This is a genomic window from Streptomyces sp. NPDC024632 (assembly GCF_055559175.1).
Map to the genome: position 1 here is coordinate 190,429 of NZ_JBVHLD010000004.1, position 22,723 is coordinate 213,151.

The following is a 22,723-nucleotide window of genomic DNA, read 5'->3' on the forward strand; positions in this document are numbered from 1 at the left end:
GAAGTCGGGTTGTCGCGAATGTCAGAGTTGGTTGTCGATGAAGTCGAAGAGGTCCTCGTCCGAGACGGTTTCGAGGCCGCCGCCCGGCAGTGCCGGGCTCAGGAGCCGCCCCGGTCCCTCGCCGCCGTCGCGCAGCCGGCTCAGCGCCGCCTGGAGCAGCGCCTCGGTGCGGTCGCGCTCGTCGGGGTCGGCCGGGCCCTCGGCCGCGGCGCCGCCGTCGAGCAGCGCGGACAGCGCGTCGCCGAGGGTGCCCCACAGCCGGTCGCCCGCCGGTACGGGCTCGGCCGGTGCGAAGTCCGCGGCGAGCCGGGCCGCCACGTCCGCGACGGTCGGGTGGTCGAAGGTCAGCGTCGCCGGGAGCGGCACGCCGGTCATCCGGCCCAGGCCCTCCTGGAGTTCCACGGCGGCCAGCGAGTCGAAGCCCAGCTCCGTGAAGGGCCGGTCGACCTCGATCCGGTCGGCCCTGTCGTGCCCGAGGACGAGCGCGGCGCGCTCCCTGACCAGGTCGAGCAGCACCGCGTGCGCCGCCTCCCGGTCGAGCCCCGCCAGCTTCCCGGCGAGCCCGCCCTGACCCGCGGCGGGCGCGGGCGCCGTCGCACCGGACGCGGCGGGCCGGACGGAGGCCGTCCGGCGTGCCGGGCGCGGCGCCGGCACCAGGCCGCGCAACAGCGGCGGTACGGGTGACCCGCTGGAGGCCGCGCGGGCCCGCAGCCCGGTCAGGTCCCAACGGGCCGCCACCGTACGGCCGCCCGCCAGGTCGGCGGCCAGCGCCGCGTCGAAGAGCGCCAGACCCTCCTCCTGGCCGAGCGGCAGCGTGCCGATCCGTGCCAGCCGCGCCTGGTCCACCGCGCTCAGCGCCGTGGCCATCCCGGCCTCCGCGGACCACAGGCCCCACGCGACCGAGGTCGCGGGCAGCCCCGCCGCCCTGCGGTGGACGGCCAGCGCGTCCAGGAAGCCGTTGGCGGCGGCGTAACCCGCCTGCCCCGCGGTCCCGAGCACGCCCGCCACGGACGAGTACAGGACGAACGCCGCCAGCGGCAGGTCCGCCGTCGCCTCGTGCAACAGCCACGCCGCGTCCGCCTTGGGCCGCAGCACATTCCCCAGCCGCTCACCGTCGAGCCGCGCGACCACGCCGTCGTCGAGCACGCCCGCGGTGTGCACCACCGCGGTCAGCGGCTTGTCGTCCGCGATCGAGTCCAGCACCGCGGTCAGCGCCGCCCGGTCCGCGACGTCGCAGGCCGCGACCCGTACGGCCGCGCCGCGCGCTTCGAGCGCGGCGACCAGCTCGTCGGCCCCTTCGGCCGCCGGGCCGCGCCGTGAGACCAGGAGCAGGTCCCGCACGCCGTGCCGTGCCACGAGGTGCGCGGCGAGGCGCGCGCCGAGTCCGCCGGTACCGCCGGTGATCAGGACCGTGCCGGTGCCGAGGGCGCTTCCGGTGTCCGGGGTGTCCACGGTCCGCGCGCCGTCGACCGGCTCGGTGCCGGTGCCGGTGTGGGTGTGGGTCTCGGTCTCGCGGAGGGTGAGCCGGGGGACCAGCAGGGCGCCGTCGCGGACGGCCGTCTGCGGCTCCGCCTGGTGCAACGCGGCTGCCAGCAGCGGCCATTCGTCCGGCGCCGTACCGCTCGCGTCGGCCAGGGCGAAGGCGTCGGGGTGCTCGGTCTGGGCCGACCTGATCAGGCCCCAGAGCGGGCCGCCGGTCAGCGAGTCGGGGTCGGCGAGGAAGAGCAGCCGGGTGCCGGCCAGTTCGGGGTCGGCGACGCGTCGCCGTACGAGGTCGAGGGTGTCCGCGAGGACGCGGCGCACGGTCGAGGGGAGGCCGCCGGACGCTGCCGGTTCCTCGGACGTCGGTTCCTCGGATGTCGGGCCCTCGGGCGTCGGGTCCCCGTGCGCCGGGTCCTCGGGTGCCGGGATGACCAGGACGGCCGGGGCCGCGCCCGTGCGGGGGGTGTCGAGGTCGGCGAGTACCGAGGCGGGGCGGCCGGAGGAGCGCAGGGCCGCGGCCACGGGTTCGGCGGCGGCGGAGCCGAGCACCGCCCAGGGCGCTGAGTCCTCGGAGGACGGGGCCGGGGACGCGGCGGCCGGGACCCAGGCGATGTCGTACAGGCCGATGTCCTTGGGGGCCGAGGTCGCCGTGAGGCCGAAGCCCTCGGGGGCGTTGCGCATGCTCACCGTCACCTCGCCCACCGGGCGTCCCGCCGTGTCGCACAGGGACATCCGGGTGCCGTCGCCGGAGGCGTCGCTCGCGGTGAGCCGTACGCGCAGGGCGTCGGTTCCGGGCGCGGGGACGGTGACGGACGTGAAGGAGAAGGGGACAGGGCGGCCCGCCGACGAGGCGTTCCTGGCCTCCAGGACGAGGATGTGCAGGACGGCGTCGAGCAGGGCCGGGTGCACGGCGAAGTCGGCGGCGGCGGACCGTACGTCCTCGGGCAGCCGGACCTCCGCGTAGAGGTCGTCGCCCGCACGCCAGGCGCCGGTGAGGCCCTGGAAGGCGGGGCCGTAGCCGTAACCCGCGGCGGCGAGCCGCCCGTACACGTCGGTGAGGTCGACCGCCTCGGCTCCGGCCGGCGGCCAGACCGCGGCCCAGCCGTCGTCGGGGGCGGCGTCCGCCGAGGCCGTCAGGTGGCCGGTGGCGTGCGCCGTCCACGGCGCGTCGGTGTCGTCGGCGGGCCTGGCGTGCACGGTCAGCGCGCGCCGCCCGTCCGCGTCCTCGCCGCCCACGGCGACCTGGACCTCGACCGCGCCCAGTGGCGGCAGGACCAGCGGGGTGAGCAGGGTGAGTCCGCCGACCGCCTCGGCCCCGGCCAACTCCGCCGCCTGGAGGGCGCATTCGACCAGCGCCGTACCGGGGACGACGGCGGTGCCGCCGATGGCGTGGTCGGCCAGCCACGGCGTGGAGCGCAGCGAGAGCCGTCCGCCGAGCAGGTGGCCGCCGTCGGCCGCGACGGTGGTCGCGCGGCGCAGCAGCGAGGTGCGGGCGGTCGAGCCCGCGTCGGGCCCCGCGTCGGTGAGCCAGAACCGGCGCCGGTCGAAGGCGTAGGTGGGCAGCTCGGTACGGGCGCCGTCCGCCGCGGTGGCGGCCCAGTCGACGGTGGCTCCGGCGGCGAACGCCTCGGCCAGGCCCCGCAGGAGCGCGTCCTGTTCGTCCCGGCCGCGCCGGACCAGCGGTACGACGCTGCCGGGCCGCCCGGCCAAGCTCTCGCGGGCCATCGGGGTGAGCACCGCCTGCGGTCCGACCTCGAACAGCACGCCGGTACCGGCGGCGGCCAGCCGGTCCACGACCGGCGCGAAGAGCACCGTGTCCCGGATCTGGTCCACCCAGTAGGCGGGGTCGGTCCAGGAGCGGTCGGCGCCCAGGGCGGCCTCGTAGGGGAGTTGGGGTTCGGCGAGGGTGGTCGCGGCGATCTCCCGCCGGAAGGCGTCGAGCATCGGGTCCATCAGCGGCGAGTGGAAGGCGTGGCTGACGGTGAGCCGCTTGGTGCGGCGGCCCGCGTCGGCCCACTGCCGCGCGATGGCCTCGCAGGTCTGCTCCTCGCCGGAGATCACGCAGCTCAGTGGGCCGTTGACGGCGGCCAGGCCCACGGCCCGCGCCGCGTACCGCGGCTCCGCCAGCGTGCCGCGGATCTCCTCCTCGCTCGCTGCGACGGCGAACATCGCTCCGCCGCGCGGGAGTTCCTGCATCAGCCGGCCGCGCGCGGCCACCAGCCGTACGGCGTCGGCCGGTTGCCACACCCCGGCCGCGCAGGCCGCCGCGTACTCGCCGACCGAGTGCCCCGCCACGACGTCGGCCTCGACGCCGAGGGAGCGCAGCAGCCGCCACGCGGCCGTCTCGAAGGCGAAGAGCGCGGGCTGGGTGTAGCGGGTCTCGTCCAGCAGGACCGCGTCGGGTCCGTCGGGCTCGGCCCACAGCACCTCGCGCAGCGGGCGGTCGAGGTAGGGGTCGAAGGCCGCGCAGATCTCGTCGTACGCCGCCGCGAACACCGGGAAGGCGGCGTGCAGTTCGCGTCCCATGCCGAGCCGCTGACCGCCCTGCCCGGTGAAGAGCAGCGCCGTCCGGGCGCGGCCCCTGGCCGCACCGGAGACGGTGCCGGGCCCGGCCGGGTCGCCGTCGGCGAGGGCGCGCACCCCCGCGATCAGCTCGTCGGTTCCGGCGCCGAGGACGACGGCGCGCTGCTCGAAGACGGTACGGCCGGCCAGCGTGCGGGCGACGTCCTCGGGACGCCTGTCGGCGACGGCGCCGGTCAGCCGCTGGGCCTGGTGCCGCAGCGCCTCGGGGGTGCGGGCGGTGACCGGCCAGGCCAACAGGCTCTGTGCAGGAGTTTCCTGACGGTCCGTCCGCTCGGCGGGAAGGTCGGCCGCGGCCGGTTCCTCCACGACCACGTGGGCGTTGGTGCCGCTGATGCCGAAGGAGGAGACGGCGGCCCTGCGGACCCGCTCCCCGCGCGGCCAGGCCCGCTGCTCGGTGAGCAGCCTGATCCGTCCAGCGTCCCAGTCGGCGCGCGGCGTCGGCTCGTCGGCGTGCAGCGTGCGCGGCAGCGTCTCGTGGCGCAGCGCCTGCACCATCTTGATGACGCCCGCCACACCCGCGGCGGCCTGCGTGTGACCGATGTTGGCCTTCACCGAGCCGAGCCAGACCGGTCGCGCGGCGGCGGGGTCGCCGCCGCCCGGGGCGCTGCCGTAGGTGTCGATCAGCGCGTTGGCCTCGACGGGGTCGCCGAGGGAGGTGCCGGTGCCGTGCGCCTCGATGGCGTCGACGTCGTCGGCCGTGAGCCGCGCGTCGGCCAACGCCTGGCGCACGAGGGCGCGTTGGGCCTGACCGTCGGGTGCGGTGAGGCCGTTGCTCGCACCGTCCTGGTTGACGGCGGTGCCGCGGATGACGGCGAGCACCGGGTGGCCGTTGCGGCGGGCGTCGGAGAGCTTCTCCAGCAGCAGCACCCCCGCGCCCTCGGAGAAGGACGTGCCGTCCGCGTCGGCCGAGAACGCCTTGGCCCGGCCGTCCGCGGCGAGTCCGTGCTGCCTGCTGAACTCCACCAGATTGCCGGGCGTCGACATCACCGTCACGCCGCCCGCCAGCGCCATCGGGCACTCGCCGCCGCGCAGGGCGCGGACCGCCAGGTGCAGGGCGACCAGGGAGGACGAGCAGGCCGTGTCGACGGTCAGCGCGGGGCCGCGCAGGCCGAGGGTGTACGCGACCCGGCCGGAGATGACGCTGAGCGCCGTACCGGTGAGCAGGTGGCCGTCACCGCCGCCGTTCGGCCGGTGCAGCGGGGGGCCGTAGTCGGAGGCCATCGAGCCGAAGAAGACGCCGACCGGCTGCCCGGCGAGCGTGGCCGGGTCGATGCCCGCCCGCTCGACGGCCTCCCACGACGTCTCCAGCAGCAGCCGCTGCTGCGGGTCCATCGCGAGCGCCTCGCGGGGGCTGATGCCGAAGAAGGCGGCGTCGAACTCCGGTGCCTCGTGCAGGAATCCGCCGCCGACGGTGGTCAGGGCGCCGGGCCGGTCGGGGCCCGCGCCGAGCAGTGCGTCCAGGTCCCAGCCGCGGTCGGCGGGCAGCCCGGTGACCGCGTCGGTGCCGTCCGCGACGAGCTGCCACAGCTCCTCCGGGGTACTGACCCCGCCGGGGTAGCGGCAGCTCATGGCGACGACGGCGATCGGCTCGGGCGCGTCGGGGTCGACGCTGGAACCGGCGGACGTACCGGTGTCGGCAGCGGTGTCGGCGGAAGTGCCGTCGTTGGTCACGCTGTTGGGGGCGGGCCGCACGCCCGCGCCGTCCGCCTCGGGCGTCAGCGGCGTCAACCGCGCTGTCAGCTCCGCCAGTCGCTCGGCCAGCCGCTTCGGCGTCGGGAACTCGAAGAGCAGCGTCGTCGGCAGCTTCAGACCGGTGGCGTCCTTGAGCCGGTTGCGCAGCTCGACGGTGCCCTGCGAGTCCAGGCCGAGGTCCTTGAAGCTGCGGCGCGGGTCGATCGCGCTGCCGTCCGCGTGCCCGAGGACCGCGGCGGTGCTCGCGGTGACCAGATCGCGTACGGCCTCGGGAGTGCGGACCGCCACGGGCGCCGGGGCCGCGTCCGAGGGTCCCGCGGTGCCTGCGGCACCGGGACCGGCCGCCGCGCCGAGGATCGGCGCCCCGCCCAGCCAGTGCCGCTCGCGCTGGAAGGCGTACGTGGGCAGGTCCGTCGTACGGGCTCCCGGTACGGCCGCGACGGGCGCCCAGTCGACGTCGGCGCCGTGTACGTAGGCACCGGCGAGGGCGCGCAGCACCTGCGCGGGGCCGCCCTCCTCGCGGCGCAGGGTGGGCACGGAGGCGGCCTCGTGGCCCGCCTCCTCCGCGGTCTCCTCGATCGCGTGCCGCAGCACCGGGTGCGGGCTGCACTCGACGAACAGGCCGTTGCCGTCGGCGAGCGCGGAGCGGGTGGCGTCGGTGAAACGGACGGCGTGGCGCAGATTGCGGTACCAGAAGTCGCCGTCGAGCTCCGAGGTGTCCTCGACCCGGCCGCCGGTCAGCGAGGAGTAGAAGGGGGTGTCGACGGCGACCGGCCGGACCGGTGCGAGCACGTCGAGCACCTGCTCGCGGATGACTTCCACGGCGGGGGAGTGCGAGGCGTAGTCGATCTTGAGGACCTTGGTGCGGAAGCCGTCGGCGTCGAAGCTCGCGGCCAGCTCGGTGAGCGTGTCCAGCGGTCCGGAGACGACCGCGGAGGTGGGGCTGTTGAGCACGCTGAGGGTCGCCGCCCCGTAGGCCGCCAGCCGTTCCTCGACCATGGCGAGCGGCGCGGACACCGACAGCATCCGGCCGCCGGTGACCTGGAGCAGCACCTGGCTGCGCAGGGCCACCACACGGGCCCCGTCGTCCAGGGAGAGCGCGCCGATGACGGTCGCGGCGGCGATCTCGCCCTGCGAGTGGCCGATGACGAAGTCCGGTTCGACCCCGGCCGCGCGCCACACCTCGGCGAGCGAGACCATCACGGCCCACAGCGCGGGCTGCACCACGTCGAGCCGCTCGAAGCCGGGCGCGCCGGGCGCACCGCGCACCACGTCCACCAAGTCGTAGTCGGTGTACGGGGCCAGCGCGCGGGCGCACTCGGCGATCCGGTCGGCGAACGGGCCGTCGATCTCCAGCAGTTCGCGCGCCATGCCCCACCACTGGGAGCCCTGGCCCGGGAAGACGAATCCCACGCCGCCGGTCGCGGTGTGCCCGGTGACGACCTCGCTGTGGGGTCGGCCCGCCGCCAACTCGCCGAGCAGTGTGTCCAGTTCGGGGCGGCCCGCGCCGAGGACGACGGCGCGGTGGTCGAAGGCCGAGCGGGTGCGCAGCAGGGACAGCGCGACGTCCCGCGCCGGTACGTCGGGGCGCGTGGCGAGGTGGGCGGCGAGCCGGTCCGCCTGGGCGGTCAGGCCGTGCGGGGAGCGGGCCGACAGGAGCCAGGGGGCGGTCGGGGCCGCGTCGGCGTCGCAGTCGCGGCGGACCTCGGGGCTGTCGTCCGCGACGGTCTCGTCCGGCGTGGTCTCGTTCGGCACGGTCCGGGGCGCCACGGTCTCGTTCGGCGCGGTCTCGTTCGGCACGGTCTGGGGCGCCGCAGTCCCGTTCGGCGCGGTCTCGGGCGCCGCCGCCAGGATCAGGTGGCAGTTGGTACCGCCCATACCGAAGGCGCTGACGCCCGCGGTCGGGCGGCTGTCGGGGGAGCCGGGCCACGGACGGGCGGCGGTGACCACCTCGATGCCCTGCTGCTCGGCCGCGATGGCCGGGTGGAGCGACGTGAAGTTGAGGCTGGGCGGGAGCGTGCGGTGGCCGATGCTGAGCGCCACCTTCAGCAGACCGACGATGCCGGCCGCGCCCTCCAGGTGGCCGACGTTGGTCTTGGCCGAGCCGACCAGCAGCGGCGGGGCGCCGTGCGCCACCCGGGACTCGGTCTCCAGCGAGGCCCCGAGACCGGCCGCCTCGATCGGGTCGCCGACCGCCGTACCGGTGCCGTGCAGCTCCACGTACGCGATCTCGGCGGGCGCGACTCCCGCGTCGCGGCAGGCCAGCCGGACGACCTCGCGCTGCGCCTCGGGGTCGGGAACGGTCAGGTGCTCTCCTGTGCCGCTGTTGACGGCGCCGCCGAGGATGACGCAGTGCACGGTGTCGCCGTCGGCGAGCGCGGCCGACAGCGGCTTGAGGAGCACCACACCGCCGCCCTCGCCGCGTACGTAACCGTTGGCCCGGCTGTCGAAGGTGTGGCAGCGGCCGTCGGGGGACAGGGCGCCGAAGCGCTCCAGGGCCCGGTCGCTCTCGCCGAGCAGATTCAGGTTCACTCCGCCCGCCAGCGCCGTCCGCGCGGTGCCGCGACGCAGCTCCTCGCAGGCCAGCCGCACGGCGACCAGGGCGGAGGACTGGCCGGAGTCGACGGTGAGGCTGGGGCCGCGCAGGCCGAGCAGGTGCGAGACCCGGTTGGCGATGATGCTGCGGTGGGTGCCGGTGACGCTGTGCCTGCTGATCCCCTGGCCGCCGAGCCGGTCGTGGACCAGCGCGTAGTCGCCGGTGATGGCGCCGATGAAGACTCCGGCCGCCGTGCCGTGCAGGGTCGAGGGGACGATCCGGGCGTGCTCGATCGCCTCCCACGCCAGCTCCAGGACGAGCCGCTGCTGCGGGTCCATCGCCGCGGCCTCGGCCGGGGAGAGACCGAAGAAGGCGGCGTCGAAACGGTCCACGTCGGCGATGTATCCGCCGCGCCCGGCCCGGCCCGAGCCGTCCGCGGCACCGGCCGCCGTCGATCCCGCCGTACCGTCCGTCTGGCGCCGGTCCGCCGGGGCCTCGCCGACCGCTTCGCGGCCTTCGCTCAGCAGCCGCCAGAACTCCTCGGGGCTCTTCGCGCCGGGCAGCCGGCAGGACATGCCGATGACGGCGACCGGCTCCGCGGCCGTGGACCGTTCAGTCAGAGCGGACATGACCCACCTTTCGAGGATTGGCTGTTCCAGAACGCATCGCCCGGCATCGCACGCACTGCGGCGCATTGCCGTGAATTTCTTCTTCGTGTTTCTCTTCGCGGGCCCTGACGGTTCGGTAAACGCATTCCGCTGCTCAGGACCGGGAAATACGACCGGGGCGGCCGGCGTGGTCTTCACCGGTGGCCCCGGCTGTTCCGGGCATGGCAGAAGCGTGGACTCCACGGCCCTGGCGGGTCAAGGAAGTTCGCTCCGAACGCGGTGGCAGGGAATACCGCGAACTTGATGCCAACGCGCGCGTATGGACAAGGAGAAGCGACCCATGAATAAGTGTGTGATGCGGCGAAAGGGCCGCCGGAAAACCGTCAGGAGCGATGTGCGGGAGGAGGTGAAGCAAATGCGCAAGGTGGTCTGTACGCGGGTGGTCTGCACCCGGGTCGTCTGCACGGCCGTGAGCCACGCGCGCGGCACCGTCTGTCGCTGAGCCGTCGCGTTCCACGCGCCGCGCGGCTCGTCACCTTCCTCCCCGCGCCGACGGGCGCGGGGGGAGGGGCCGTACGGCCGTACGCGAACCCGTACCGCGGCCCGGAGCCCGCAGACCGCAGCCCGCCGACCACCGATCACCGACCGCTTTTCGGCGCACGACCGCCGCACGACTGCCGCGTGACCGCCGTCCGACCGCCGCCCCGAAACCCCGTCGGCGCCTCACCTCGCGCCGCGCCACCGCCTCACGCCACGCCGGACCACCGCCTCACGCCACGCCGGACCACCGCCTCACGCCACGCCTCGTGCCCCACCTCATGCCACGGAGGGACCATGCCCGTCGACGCCCCGCTCACCTTCGGCCAGTTGTCGACCTGGCGATCGATAGAAACCTTCGCCACCGACCGGCTGATGGAGGTGAACGTCCCCGCCCTGTGGGACGTCGAGGGACTTCAGGCGCCCGCGATCGACCGTGCCCTGCGCGTCCTGACGTACCGTCACGACAGCTTGCGGACGACGTTCCACACCGATGCCGACGGCCGGCCCTTCCAGCGCGTCCACCCCGAAGTCCCGCTCCGGCTGGACCGGTTGGACCTGCCGTCGGTGACCCCGCAGGACGGCGCGCGGGTGCTGCGCGAGCTGTACGCGCGGCCCTTCCCCGTCGTCGGCGACCCCGGCTGGCACGGCACGCTGATATGCGCCGCGGGCCGCCCCCGCTATCTGGCCGTGTCGATGTCGCACATGGTGGTGGACGTCTGGGCGATCCGCGAACTGGAAAGGCAGCTCAAGGAGTTGGCGGCCAGGGGCGGCGGGGACCCGGCGGCCGACGGCCGGCCGGGGCCCGCGCCGCGCGAGCTGGCCGTCCTCCAGCACGGCGACGCCTGGGCGGGCCACCGCCGCGGCGCCGAGAAGTACTGGAAGAAGATCCTGGCGGGCGGCCCGCTGAGCAATCTGCCCGCCCGGACGCCCGGTCCCGACGAGCGCCGCATCCAGGCGACGTTGCGCTCCCCGCGGCTCGCCGCGCTGGTCGCGGACGCCGCCTCCGCACACCGGGTGTCGCCGCAGAGCGTTCTGACCGCGCTGACCGGCGCGGCCCTTTCCGGAGTGCTGTCCCGGAACCGGATCATGCTGAGCCTGATGTGCGCCAACCGCTTCGACCCGCTGTGGCAGCCCGTCGTCAGCACCATGAACCAACTGGTGCCGCTGCTCTGCGCGGTGGACCCGGACGCGCCGCTGTCCGGCTTCCTCAAGCGCGCGCATCTCAGCTCGCTGCTGGCCTACCGCCACGGCAGTTACGACGTCGACGCGGCGGCGCGGCTGGCCGCCGAGGCACCGGGGCCGGACGGCTCGCTCTTCGTCCACGACTGCTGGTTCAACTACGTGGCGGAATCGGAGCCGTCCGCCGACGTACCGTCGGCATCGTCACCGCCGCCCGTACCGGCGCGGGACCGGGCCGATGTCCCGTCCGGCGCGTCCCTGACCTGGACGCCCCCGGCCCGCGAGGCGGGTCACCCGTTCTATCTCCGGGTCAACGCCGAAGGGGCTCACCAGGTGGAGCTGACGCTGCGGTCCGACCCCGACGTGCTCGGTGAGGAGGATGTCACCGCCGTCCTGCGGACCATCGCGCTCGGGGCGCTGCGCGCGGCCACCGAGCCGGAGGCCACGGTCGGCGCCCTGCTGGACGACGGACGGGCGAGGGGGGAGCTGGGAGCCGATCTGTTCCCGCGTCAACCGGCCCTCGCCAAGGGGTAGTCGTGGTGCCTCAGGCGCCGCGGTAGCTCAGGAAGGAGTGCGTGGAGACCACGATCGGCAGGTGGATGTCCGCGTCGGACTCGGTCACCCGGAACTCGACGATGGCCCGGGGATGCAGGGGCAGCGAGCCGAGGACGGCGTAGTACGCGTCCAGGTCGCAGACCACCTGGTAGATGCCCGGCTGGATGTTCCGGTCACCGAGCATCGCCAGCCGGCCGTCCTGACCGGTGCGCCCGCGCACCAGCTCACGCCAGTCGTCTCCGGCGGGCTGGCGCAGCAGGACGTCGACGTCCGCTGCCGGTACGCCGAACGCACTGTCCACGATGTGCACGCAAAGACTCACGGGGTCCCGCCTCCGGGTTCGGGCGCGCCTTTTGCGGTGTCGCGCCTGGGTGGCCACGACGTTGGGGGATGCCCCTATCGTTCCGCCATCGCTCCGGCGGCCCGGGACGATAGGACCGGCGGCCCCCGACGATAGCGAAACGAGGGCGGGGCGAGAGCCGGACCGCCGCGCCGAGCCCCGCGCCGACCTGCGGCGGTCGGGTGAGAGCGACGTGATAGCGACCGTGATAGCCGGGCGAGGACGGACCGAAAGCGGTCCACCGAACCATGAAGTCATCGAGCCACCGGGACACCTGAACCGGCGGCCCCACAGACTTGGAGATGGCATCATGACGGTTCGCGCCTTCCGCCGCAGCATCACCGCCGCCGCCCTGCTCGTCACCCTCACGGGCGGCGTCGCCGTCGCGGTCACCTCGACGCACTCGTCCACGAACGGCCACACCTCGGTCGTACGTGTCGACGGCGGAACGCCGAAGCCGACCCCCACCCCCACCGCCTCCACGGACAACACCATCTGGGACTGACCTCCGCCGCGGCCCTCGCGGCCCGGCACCCCGTACCACCGCACCGCGCACCACCGCTTCCCCAGCTCCACCCCACGACGACCGCCGCTCGGTCGGCCGGATGAGCCCTCTCTCACGGCGCCCCGGTTCGATCCGGCGAATCGTCTCCCCACGAAGCCCGTGCCGACACGGGCATCCCGCACCGACGGAGATCCGGCACCCCCACCCGCCCGCGCTCTCGGGTACCTCCGCATCATGACGCCCGTGACCCCGGGCCGCCCACACGGCTGGGCGCCTTCCACCCCGTGACACCCGGTGCTACCGGCTGCCCGGATTCTCCCTGCCCGCACCGGCGGGCGCCCCCGCTCCACGACGCCCGGTCGGCCGCACCTTCACGCCGACCGGAAACACCGCCGACCCGGCAGGCCCCCTGCCGGGAGCTGGCGTTCCCCCAACTCCCCGGCGACTCCTTAGCCGTTCAGCTGTGCAGCTCGGCCTCCGCCGGAAGCTGCGCCGCCGCGACACCCGCGTCGGCGCCCCCGTCGGCCAGCGTACGCAGCAGCCGCCGCACCTCCTCGACCAGCGCGACACCGCCCTTGTCCGTCCGCAGCCCGGTCAGCATGCCCGCCGCCGCCTGCCAGTCGGCACGCGCGCCCTGCGGACGGCCGGACGCCGCGTGCACCCGGCCGCGCAGCACCATCGCGCGCGCCTTGTCCAACGTCGCGCCGATCGCCTCGAAGCCGGTCAGCGCGCGCTCGACGTACTCCGGCGCCGCCTCGACGTCCGAGGTGAGCAGCGCCTCGGCGAGCGCCAGCGCGATCCGGCTCTCCACCATGCGGGCGCCGGCCTGTACCGCCAGTTCGAGCGCCTCGGTCAGCATCGCCCGCGCGGAACCCGGCTCGCCGCGGCGCAGGTCGACCGTCGCCAGACCCAGCAGCGCGTAGCACTCGCCGACCTTGTCGCCGGTCACCCGCACACTGTCCAGCACACGCGTGTAGGCGACATGCGCGTCGTCCAGCCGCCCGACCCGCAGGTGCAGCGCGCCCAGCCGGTTCTGCACCTGAGCGGTGACCCGGCGGTTGCCGACCTCGTGGCAGATCGCCTCGGCGCGCTCCAACAGCCGCAGCGCCGTGGCCGTTTCACCGCAGTCCACGTGCACCTGGGCCATGTTGTGCAGGACGTGCGCCTCGGCGATCCGGTCGCCGGTGACCTGGAAGACGCCCAGCGCCTCCTCCCACCGCTCCTGCGCCGACGCGATGTCACCGGTCAGCCGGTCCAGATAGGCCATGTTGCGCAGTACGAGCGCCGCGCCGTGCTCGTCGCCGAGTTCGTGGTAGAGCGTGTGCGCCCGCTCGAACTGCCGCATCGCCGGGTCCGTGCTCTGCTCGAACATGTGCAGTGAGCCCAGCGAGTAGCGCATCGCCGCCTCGCCGTGCTGATCGCCCGCCCGGCAGGCCGCCTTGAGCGCGATCTCGTGCGTCTCGCGCCAGTTGCCGAAGTACGAGTACGCCTCGAAGAGCGTCACCGAGCTGAGCGCCAGGTCCCAGCAGTGCTCGACCAGTCCGGCCGCCGACGCCTGCCGCACGGCCGCCACGATCGACGTACGCTCCTGCTCGTACCAGGCCAGCGGGTCGGACAGCAGCCGCTCCACCAGCCGGTCGGGCAGCCGCCAGCGCTCCGCCGAACTGCGCCGTTCCAGATAGCCGCCCGCGTACTCGCGGCGGTGCGCCTCACCGGTCAGCGACAGCAGCGCGCCGAGCCAGCGCTCCAGCGCGCCCAGCCGCTCCTCGGAACTCTCCTCCGCCAGCCGCTCCTGCGCGAAGGGCCGCATGATGTCGTGGAAGCTGTAGCGGACATGGCCGCCGGGACCTGGCGTGGCGTCGATCAGATACGCCTCCGCGAGGACTTCGAGCGCCTCCTGCGCGCGCAGCACGTCGACCTGGAGCAGCGGGGAGCCCACCCAGGCCGCGAAGTTGGGCACGTCGAGCAGGGCGAGACGGCGGAAGAGCAGCCGGGCGTCGTCCGGCAGGCTGTCGTACGTCAGCGAGATGCTGGCCCTGACCTGCATCTCACCGTGGTTCAACTCGTCCAGCCTGCGGGACTCGTCGAGCAGCCGGTCGACGAGGTCGGCGACGCTCCAGTGCGGACGGGCCGCCAGCCGCGCCGCCGAGATCCGTAACGCCAGCGGCAACCGGCCGCAGAGCTGGGAGAGTTCGGTGACGCTCTCCGCCTCCGCGACCACCCGCGCCTCACCGATGTAGCGGGCGAGCAGCGCGGCGGCCCCGCTCTCGCTGAGCGCGCCGATCTCCACCCGGCCCGCGGTGGGCAGTCCGGTGAGCCGCTGACGGCTCGTCACGATCACCGAGCAGTCGGCGCTTCCGGGCAGCAGCCAGGTGACCTGACGCTCCGTCATGGCGTCGTCCAGCACGACCAGTACGTGCCGCCCGCTGACCAGGTCGCGGAAGAGCTCGGCGCGTTCCTCAAGGGACTTGGGCAGGCTGGGGCCGACGACACCGAGCGCCCGCAGGAAGCGCTCCAGGATGTCGGACGGGTTCGCCGGACGGTCGCCGACCCGCAGGTGCGCGAAGAGCTGGCCGTCGGGGAAGTCCTGGGTGAGCAGGTGCGCGACATGCACGGCCAGCGTCGTCTTGCCCGCGCCGCCCTGTCCGACGATCACGCAGACGGGCACCGCCTGGTCGCTGCGGTGGCGCTGGTCGCCGCCGATCTGCCGCACGATGTCGTTCACGGTCTCGCTGCGGCTGGTGAAGTCCGGGATGTCGGCGGGCAGCAGGCTCGGCGCGCGCCGCTTGGGCTCCTCGGCCGGCGGCTGGTGCGGCGACTGCCCTTCGGCCTGGCCGCGCGCCTGGTCCGAGGCGCCCTCCGGGTCGGCGCGGGCGCCGGGCATGGGGGCGCCCGCCGAGGTGGGCGGCCGGGCCGACTCCGCGGGCGCGCTGCCCGTCGGATCGTCCCGGTCTCCGTACCGGTCGTCGCGGTCCCGCTCCATGCGGTCCCACTGATCGCGGCGGGGTTCGTCGCGCCGGTGTTCGTCCGCGCGGTATTCGTCACGGCGCGGGTCGTCCCGCCCGTGTTCGTCCCGCCCGTCTTCGTCGCGGCGCTGTTCGTCGCGTCGGCGTTCGTCCCGGCGGTAGTCGTCCCGGCGGGGGTCGTCGCGCCTTTGATCATCGCGCCGCTGGTCGTCCCGGCGCTGTTCGTCGCGCCGCTGGTCCTCCCGCCGCTGGTCGTCCCGGTGTTGGTCGTCGCGCCGCTGGTCTTCGCGGTGCTGCGGCTGACGCCCCTGACCGTCGTGGTCCCGGCTGTCCCGGCTCGTCGAACGCCCCGACGTCGTCTCGTCCGGCTCCGCGCCCGGCAGCGAGAACGTACCGGCGAGCATCGCCCGGTGCAGGCCGCGCAGTTCACTGCCCGGGTCGATGCCCAGTTCGCTCTGCAATTCCTCACGCACCTTGCGGTACGCGTCCAGCGCCTCCGCCTGCCGCCCCGCCGCGTAGAGCGCGATCATCAGGAGCGCCCTGAAGTGCTCGTGCAGCGGATACTCGGCCGCGAGGGACGTCAACTCGCCGATCAGCCGGTGCTGTTCACCCGCGATCAGCCCGGACTTCAGACTCTCGCCGAGCACGGCGAGCCGCCGCTCGTTGAGCCGCCCCACTCCCTGCTGCACCAGCGTGCTGTCCACGTCGGCGAGCGCGGGACCGCGCCACAGTTGCAGCGCGTCCCGCAGGATGCGGGCCGACCCGGCCGGGTCCCCGGCCGCCAACGCCGCCTGCCCTTCGTGGACTTCGGCCTCGAACCGGTGCAGGTCGAGTGTGCCCGCGGGGACCCGCAGCAGATAGCCGGGCCGTCGGGTCTCGATCAGGTCCTCGCCGCCGCCCGCGAGGATGCGCCGCCGCAGGTTGGAGATACAGATCTGGATCTGCCCGCGCGAGGTCGCCGGCGGGTCGTCGCCCCACACGGCGTCGATGAGCCGTTCCACCGGGATCACATGACCGGCCTCGATGAGCAGCATCGCCAGTACCGTCCGCTCGCGGGCACCGCCGAGTTGCACCGGGCGCCCGTTCGCCGAGACTTCGAGGTGCCCGAGTATGCAGAACTCCAACGATTTACCCCCGGCTACTGTCGGTAACGGAGCGGGTGAGTGCGCTGTCCCGCCGCGCGAGGCCCCGGTGTGCGCGGCGGGCCTCTATTGCGTGTACTCCGTGCCGCTCAATTGGACGAATTCTCATTCATGACGCAGCACAAATCAAGATGTCCATAGCAGCATGGTTGATTTCGAAGAGAGCCACTGGGGTGAGTGGGGCGCGTGTGACATGAGTGCGTCATCGACTTCCTCCCGGGGCCGCACTTCGGCGCCGATCCCCGCCGCGCGCCGACCCGCCGCCTTGTGTCGCGACACTCCCCGTAAGTAGCGTCCTGTCCGTCTTTCCCCGTCACATACGGCGACGTTCCGGCTGCGAATCCGGTATGTCCGCCCGTGGGGTATCGGTCATGCGCTGTCCCCCCTGCCCGCCCGGCCCGCGGCCCTCGGCCGGACCCGCCGGAGACCCTATTGGCCGCCTCCGGATCAATGTTCAGAACACCCGGATGGTGTGAGAATGAATAAATTCACGCCGTCATTCCCTTGAATCCTGTACGAGTTTCCCGAATGGGTCCTTTACTGGCTCTTCGCAACCGTGTACTGCCACTTCGGGAATCCGCGGCCATTGGGCATATGCGCCGGTCCTGTTCCCCGGCCCCGCTCCTCGGGCCGCTCACAGCCCCCGCGACGGCGGTCGGGGACCCCGCCGGGAGGCGGGTGGTCCGCTTTTCGCGATCATCATAAACGCCCCCGCCCGCGTCGGCCGACGTCCCCCGGTCGGACCGTTGTCGCGGGCCGCGCGGACGGGGGCGTGTTTCGATGACGAGAGCAGCGGGCGCACGGATCGGGCAGCCGACGGGCGCGGGCCGGACGGCGGACGGGCATGCGGGTCGAGCGGAGCCGGGAGGTGGGACATGGCGGTTGAGGCGGCGGTGGAGCGGACGGGCCCCGGCGGCGGACGGCCCCCGGTGATCCGTACGGTCGGGCTCACCAAGCGGTATCCCAAAGCGCCCGTCATGGCGGTCGACGGCCTCGACCTCGAGGTCTACGCCGGGGAGTTCTTCGGACTCCTCGGACCCAACGGCGCGGGGAAGACCACCACCATCGGCATGCTCGCCACGCGCGTGGTCCCCACCGGCGGGAAAGCGTACGTCGGGGACATCGACGTCGTCGCGCAGCCCGCGCTGGCCAAGCAGGTCATCGCGGTCGTGACGCAGCAGAACACCCTGGACCGCTCGCTGACGGTGTGGGAGAACCTCTACTACCACGGGCTGCTGTTCGGGATCTCCGCCGGACGGTCGCGCGAACTGGCCGACGAGTCGTTGGAACGCTTCAGTCTGTCGCGCTGGGCCGCCTCTCCTGTGGGCAACCTGTCGGGCGGCATGGCGCAGCGGCTGCTGGTGGCGCGCGCGATCATGCACCGCCCGGCCGTCCTCTTCCTGGACGAACCGACGGCCGGTCTCGATCCGCAGAGCAGGCTCGCGCTGTGGGAGATCCTGGCCGGGCTCATCGCCGACGGCCAGACCATCGTGCTCACCACGCACAACATGGAAGAGGCCGACCAGCTCTGCGACCGGGTGGCGATCATCGACCACGGGAAGATCCTCGCCCTCGACACACCGGAAGCCCTCAAGCAGGGAGTCGGCGCCGACACCATCGTCACCGTACTGGCCAGTGGCGACCACGAAGCCCTCGCCGCCCGCCTCACCCGGGACATCGAGGGCGCCGTCCGCACCCGGCTGGTCGACGGCGGCGTCGAACTCCAGGTCCAGGGCGACGAACGCCTGCTGCCGCGCGTGGTCGCCAGCACCGAGCGGGGCGGCTTCGAACTGGTCGACCTGTCGATCGTGCGCAGCTCCCTGGAGACCGTGTTCATCAGCCTCACCGGCAAGGAGCTGAGGGAATGACCGCACCACCGGCCGGACCCTCGCAGCCGCTGTCCCCGACGCACCGCCCGGTCACCGTACGGCCGAGCCGTTCCGTGGCCGCCGCCAGCCGTACCGCCCTCGGCGCGCTCGTCCGGCGGGACCTGCGGGTGCTGTGGAAGAGCTTCGGGCAGTTCGTCGCCCGGACACTCGTCCAGCCGTTCCTGCTGGTCTTCGTCTTCCTCTACGTCTTCCCCACCATCGGGCAGGGCATCGGCGGCGCCGGGGGCTCGGCGGGCGAGTCGGACTTCGCCACCGTCCTCGTGCCCGGCGTCGTCGCCATCAGCATCATGTTCCAGGGCATCCAGTCCGTCGCGATCCAGATGTCACAGGAGTTCGGCTACACCCGCGAGATCGAGGACCGGGTGCAGGCGCCCTGCCCGATCTGGCTGGTCGCCGTCGCCCGCGTGCTGTCCGGCGCCGTCCAGGCCCTGATCTCGGCGGTCATCGTCTTCCCGATCGCCGCGGTCGTCCACGCGCCCGGCGTCCACGCCCATCTCACCGTCCACTGGTGGATCGTGGTCACCCTGATCCCGCTCGCCTGCGTCGCCATGACCTCGCTCGGCCTGATGCTCGGCACCACCTTCCAGCCGCAGAACATCGGCGTCATGTTCGGCTTCGTCGTCCTGCCCCTGGTCTTCCTCGGCGGCACCTACTACCAGTGGACGAAGCTCTCCCTCGTCCACCTCGGCGGCTTCCACTGGCTCCAGATCCTGGTCCTGGTCAACCCGCTCATCTACATCACCGAGGGCATGCGCGCCGCCTTCACCGAGTCCACCCACATGTCGCTCTTCGCCGTCTACCCGGTCCTGATCGCCGCCTGCGCCGTCTTCCTCACCCTGGGCCTGCGCAACTTCCGGCACCGCGTGCTGTCCTGACCCACGGACGGACGGGTTTACGGACCTACTGGTGGACGGGTTTACGGACCCACGGGCGGACGGGTTTACGGACCCGCGAGCCGCGGCCGGTGCGGCCCGCGCGGCTTAGACGTCGTTTCTTATGGCTGTGTGAGCCGATTTGGCGACAGGCGTCTTGGGGGCTTCGGTCACTCTGCGACTGGAAACGCGGCCTGGGCCAGGGTCTGTGCTGTGAGGAGTACGGCGTTCTCCCAGGCTCGGAGGCCTTCAGGAGACAGGTAGTCGAGGTAGTACTCCTCGCCCACGGCCTGGACGAATTCACGCTCGGCCTTCGTCTGCGACGCGAGCCCCTGCCAGATTCGAGCCGCTGCGACCCTCGGCGATACTGCACCGGCGCATAGCCGTGTCGCCATGTGGTGCAGGAGACAGCGCTCAGCGGTCTCGCCATCGGGGATCCGGACTCCGAGTTCCGCCATCGCCCGGTCGAAGAGTTCGTCGATCTCTGCTGTCTCCGCCCGTCGGGAAAGGCCCGCCAGTTCACACAGCGAGGGAGAGTCGTATCCGTCAGCCAGCAGGTGGGCCGCCGCCATCGGCAAGTCCTCCGGGAAGATCAACCGCACGACGTACTGCCAGGCGACTGTGGCGAGCTGGTCCATGAGGGCATCCTGCCTGCCCAGGAATACGTCTGACCAGCGAATTTACGCGCGTCGTGTGAGTCGGCGGTGGCAGATCAGGGCGGCGGCTATGGCAGTGAAGGCGAGGAAGTGCTTGGCTGTGCGTTCGTAGCGGTAGTGGAGCCGGCGGCAGCCGGCCAGCCAGGAATCGGTCCGCTCAACCACCCAGCGGTGCCGCCCCAGGCGTTGTGAAGACTCGATGCCCCTGCGGGCAATGCGGTGGCGGATGCCGCGCACGAGCGGTATCAGGCCCTGGCTGTCGTGGAGGTTGGCGGCGGAGATTCCGAGGGAGAGGGGCAGTCCGTTGCGATCGGTGACAAGGTGGATCTTCGATCCATTCTTGCCACGGCCGGTCGGATTCGGTCCCGTCAGAGACCCCCTTTCGCGGCTCTGACGCTGACGGATTCGACTGCGCACCTGGACCAGTCCAGCTCACCGCAAGCGCCCAGTTCCTCAAGGATGACGCGGTGGAGTCTGGCCCAGACCCGCGCTTTGCTCCACTGGGCGAAACGCCGGTAGACCGTAGGCCAGGCCGGGCCGAAGACCGGCGGAAGCTGCCGCCAGGTGCAGCCCGATGTTGCCACGAAGATGATCGCCGCCAGCGCCTCCCGGTCACCTGCCCGCCGTCGGCCTCCGCCCTGATGACGGTTGACCTCGGTGGGAGGCACCACCCGCCGAAACAGCACCCACAGGTCCTCCGGCACCAACCGTTCCACCAGATCCGTCATGCACTGCTCAACGACAACCAGCACCAAAGGAAACGACGTCTAAATCAGTCGGCACGTTCGGGGCGCGTGGCTATGCTGACGATCGACAACAGCACCTCCCGGTGCGCAGGTCGCGGTTACTTCTCTGTGGTAGAACCACTTCGGTGGGCGGGGTTCGAACCCCGCAGAACCGCGGCCGTCCTGATCTCGGGGGGCGCAGCATCGGCGGTGTCCGGTGCGCGGACAACGGGTACTTCCACTGTTCATGGTGAGACGTGGGTTCGAATCCCACCGGGCGTGAAACCCCGTAGCTCAGCGGCCCAGAGCGCATTGTTCCCGTCGTCGACCCCTGATCTCGGACACCGCCCCGCTGGGCTTCCCCTCCGACGCGGGGGGACTCTTCCATGTCTCGTTTCAATCAGCGCGGCGTCAAGCCGCGGGTCACGTCGCCCGTGACCACGTCCGGCGCGCGGACCGTGACGGCGGAGGGCGGCTCCGGCCACCTGCGCGACCCGCGGTCCGAGCTCTTCCTGCTCGCGATATCCAACGTCGTGGGCACCGACACCTTCTACGAGAAGGGCGGCGACCGCGACGACCGGTACCAGCGGCTGGTCCGCCGACTGGCGATCGAGGACCCGCGGTGGACGGCCGCGCTCCTGGCCTGGTTGCGCGGTGACGGCAACATGCGCACGGCGGCGCTGGTCGGCGCCGCGGAGTTCACCGCCGAGCGGCTGCGCAACGACGCGCCCGGCTACTCCCGGCAGGTCGTCGACTCGGTGCTCCAACGGCCCGACGAGCCCGGCGAGTTCCTCGCCTACTGGACCTCGACGTTCGGCCGCCGGCTTCCCAAGCCCGTCAAGCGCGGTGTCGCCGACGCCGTACAACGCCTGTACAGCGAGCGGTCGTTGCTGAAGTACGACACCGAGTCCAAGGGCTACCGCTTCGGTGACGTCCTCGAACTCGTCCATCCCTCGCCTGCCGCCGACAAGCCCTGGCAGGGCGACCTGTTCAAGCACGCCATCGACCGGCGACACGGCCGCGGCGACGACATCCCGGCCGCGCTGCGGATCGTCCGCGGCCGGGCCGAGCTGATGGCCGTGCCGGTCGGGAACCGCCGCGGCCTCCTCGGGAGCGGTGGCGGTGACCGGACCGACGGCACCGACGGCACCGACGGCAGCAGCCGTATCGCCGCAGCGGGCATGACGTGGGAAGCGCTGGCGGGCTGGCTCCAGGGCCCGATGGACAAGGCCGCGTGGGAGACGGTCATCCCGTCGATGGGTGTCTTCGCGCTGGTCCGCAACCTGCGGAATTTCGACCGCGCCGGGGTGTCCGACGAGGCCGCGGCGCAGGTCGCGGCCACGATCTGCGACCCGGAGCGGGTGGCGCGCTCGCGCATGCTCCCGTTCCGGTTCTGGGCGGCCCACAAGCACGTCGCATCGCTGCGCTGGGGTCACGCGCTGGACAAGGCGCTGAACCTCTCGCTCGCCAACGTGCCCGCGCTGCCCGGCCGCACGCTGATCCTGGTCGACCGCTCGCCGTCGATGTTCCCCGGCTTCGGCTTCTCCACGCCGAACAGCTCGGACATCACCCTGGCCGAGCAGGCCGCGGTCTTCGGCGCCGCCCTGGCGGTACGCGCCGCCGACCCGACCCTGGTCGAGTTCGGCATGCGCAGCAGGCCGGTCGCCGTGCCGAAGGGCGGCAGTGTCCTGCGCCTGATCGAGAAGTTCGGCCGGATCGACGGCACCGACATCCCGTCGGCGGTCAAGGCCCACTTCCGCGGCCACGACCGGATCGTCGTGGTCACCGACGAGCAGACCAGGCCCGGCTGGTTCCCGTCCAACGCCAGTGGCCACGGCGGCATGCGCGAAACGGAGATCGACGCCCTCGTCCCGAAGAACGTGCCGGTCTACATGTGGAACATGGCCGGCTACAAGGCGGGCGCCATGCCCTCGGGCACCGGCGACCGCCACACCTTCGGCGGGCTCACCGACCACGCCTTCGGCATGATCCCCCTCCTGGAGTCCGGCCGCTCCGCGTCCTGGCCCTGGGAGCGCTGACCCCGCCTCACCGCACCCCGTGCGGGCGGGCTGCGCTGACTCCGCCTCACCGCACCCCGAGCGGGCGGGCTGCGCTGACTCCGCCTCACCGCACCCCGACCGAGCGGGCGAAGCCCGAGCCCGGCAGCGCACCGACTCGATCGTGAACGAACACAGCCGAAGGCGCGCCAAAGGCGGGCCGGCCCGGCGGTTTCGACGGCCACCCGAGCCGAAGAAGGCCGCCGGGCGGCCCTCCCCTCGGCGTCGACGACCATTCGACCCCCACTGAATCGATTCCCCGCACCCCGAGCCCCCGCCCGCGAGCACGCGGTGCCCCGCCTCCTTGACCGGCGTATACGCCCACCGGCCCCCGGCGTCAGGAGTCTTGACACACCCGTTCACGCGTCCGTAACGTCACTAGCAGATGAAGTGAAA

9 protein-coding genes and 1 pseudogene are annotated in these 22,723 nt (G+C 73.0%); 5 read left to right on the forward strand and 5 right to left on the reverse strand.

All coding sequences use genetic code 11. The annotated features are described in order from the left end of the window. Positions 1 to 21: 21 nt before the first annotated feature. Entirely contained in the window at positions 22 to 8,922 is an 8,901-nt protein-coding gene (locus ACZ37P_RS10510) for a type I polyketide synthase (RefSeq protein ID WP_467346003.1), read from the reverse strand. An 813-nt stretch (positions 8,923 to 9,735) separates the two neighbouring features. On the opposite strand from ACZ37P_RS10510, the gene ACZ37P_RS10515 reads away from it, so the two are divergent. Then, positions 9,736 to 11,154: a condensation domain-containing protein gene (locus ACZ37P_RS10515; RefSeq protein ID WP_467346004.1), complete on the forward strand. Its 1,419-nt coding sequence runs from the start codon at positions 9,736 to 9,738 to the stop codon at positions 11,152 to 11,154. Positions 11,155 to 11,164: 10 nt separating this feature from the next. Here ACZ37P_RS10515 and ACZ37P_RS10520 read toward each other — a convergent pair whose 3' ends face one another. Beyond that, a complete protein-coding gene (locus ACZ37P_RS10520; protein ID WP_467346006.1) occupies positions 11,165 to 11,854 on the reverse strand; it encodes a hydroxyisourate hydrolase in 690 nt (229 codons plus the stop codon). Between ACZ37P_RS10520 and ACZ37P_RS10525 the strand changes: the two genes are divergently transcribed. After that, complete coding sequence (locus tag ACZ37P_RS10525) at positions 11,826 to 12,020, forward strand: hypothetical protein (RefSeq protein ID WP_188281614.1); 195 nt, start codon at positions 11,826 to 11,828, stop codon at positions 12,018 to 12,020. The genes ACZ37P_RS10520 and ACZ37P_RS10525 overlap by 29 nt on opposite strands. Before the next feature lie 457 nt (positions 12,021 to 12,477). Here ACZ37P_RS10525 and ACZ37P_RS10530 read toward each other — a convergent pair whose 3' ends face one another. Beyond that, entirely contained in the window at positions 12,478 to 16,110 is a 3,633-nt protein-coding gene (locus ACZ37P_RS10530; protein ID WP_467346008.1) for an AfsR/SARP family transcriptional regulator, read from the reverse strand. An 893-nt stretch (positions 16,111 to 17,003) separates the two neighbouring features. Between ACZ37P_RS10530 and ACZ37P_RS10535 the strand changes: the two genes are divergently transcribed. After that, a complete protein-coding gene (locus ACZ37P_RS10535; protein WP_391045981.1) occupies positions 17,004 to 17,996 on the forward strand; it encodes an ATP-binding cassette domain-containing protein in 993 nt (330 codons plus the stop codon). Continuing rightward, on the forward strand, positions 17,993 to 18,892 hold the full coding sequence (locus ACZ37P_RS10540) for an ABC transporter permease (RefSeq protein ID WP_467346009.1): 900 nt from the start codon (positions 17,993 to 17,995) through the stop codon (positions 18,890 to 18,892). The genes ACZ37P_RS10535 and ACZ37P_RS10540 overlap by 4 nt, the downstream gene beginning before the upstream one ends. Positions 18,893 to 19,059: 167 nt before the next feature. Here ACZ37P_RS10540 and ACZ37P_RS10545 read toward each other — a convergent pair whose 3' ends face one another. After that, positions 19,060 to 19,527, reverse strand: coding sequence for a hypothetical protein (locus tag ACZ37P_RS10545; protein ID WP_467346010.1), 468 nt, complete (start codon positions 19,525 to 19,527; stop codon positions 19,060 to 19,062). A gap of 42 nt (positions 19,528 to 19,569) precedes the next feature. Further along, positions 19,570 to 20,273 (reverse strand): annotated as a pseudogene (locus ACZ37P_RS10550) (IS5 family transposase). 383 nt (positions 20,274 to 20,656) lie between these two features. Between ACZ37P_RS10550 and ACZ37P_RS10555 the strand changes: the two are divergent. Then, positions 20,657 to 22,309 (forward strand): TROVE domain-containing protein, encoded by a 1,653-nt coding sequence (locus tag ACZ37P_RS10555; protein ID WP_467346011.1) that lies wholly within the window; start codon positions 20,657 to 20,659, stop codon positions 22,307 to 22,309. Positions 22,310 to 22,723 lie beyond the last annotated feature (414 nt).

Bases quoted from the DNA above. Each gene is read 5' to 3' on its own strand.
- ACZ37P_RS10515 (WP_467346004.1), top strand. From the start codon at position 9,736: ATGCCCGTCGACGCCCCGCTCACCTTCGGCCAGTTGTCGACCTGGCGA.
- ACZ37P_RS10540 (WP_467346009.1), top strand. From the start codon at position 17,993: ATGACCGCACCACCGGCCGGACCCTCGCAGCCGCTGTCCCCGACGCAC.
- ACZ37P_RS10555 (WP_467346011.1), top strand. From the start codon at position 20,657: ATGTCTCGTTTCAATCAGCGCGGCGTCAAGCCGCGGGTCACGTCGCCC.
- ACZ37P_RS10535 (WP_391045981.1), top strand. From the start codon at position 17,004: ATGGCGGTTGAGGCGGCGGTGGAGCGGACGGGCCCCGGCGGCGGACGG.
- ACZ37P_RS10520 (WP_467346006.1), bottom strand. From the start codon at position 11,854: ATGCTGCGGCGGAAGGCGCGAACCGTCATGATGCCATCTCCAAGTCTG.
- ACZ37P_RS10525 (WP_188281614.1), top strand. From the start codon at position 11,826: ATGACGGTTCGCGCCTTCCGCCGCAGCATCACCGCCGCCGCCCTGCTC.
- ACZ37P_RS10545 (WP_467346010.1), bottom strand. From the start codon at position 19,527: ATGGACCAGCTCGCCACAGTCGCCTGGCAGTACGTCGTGCGGTTGATC.
- ACZ37P_RS10510 (WP_467346003.1), bottom strand. From the start codon at position 8,922: ATGTCCGCTCTGACTGAACGGTCCACGGCCGCGGAGCCGGTCGCCGTC.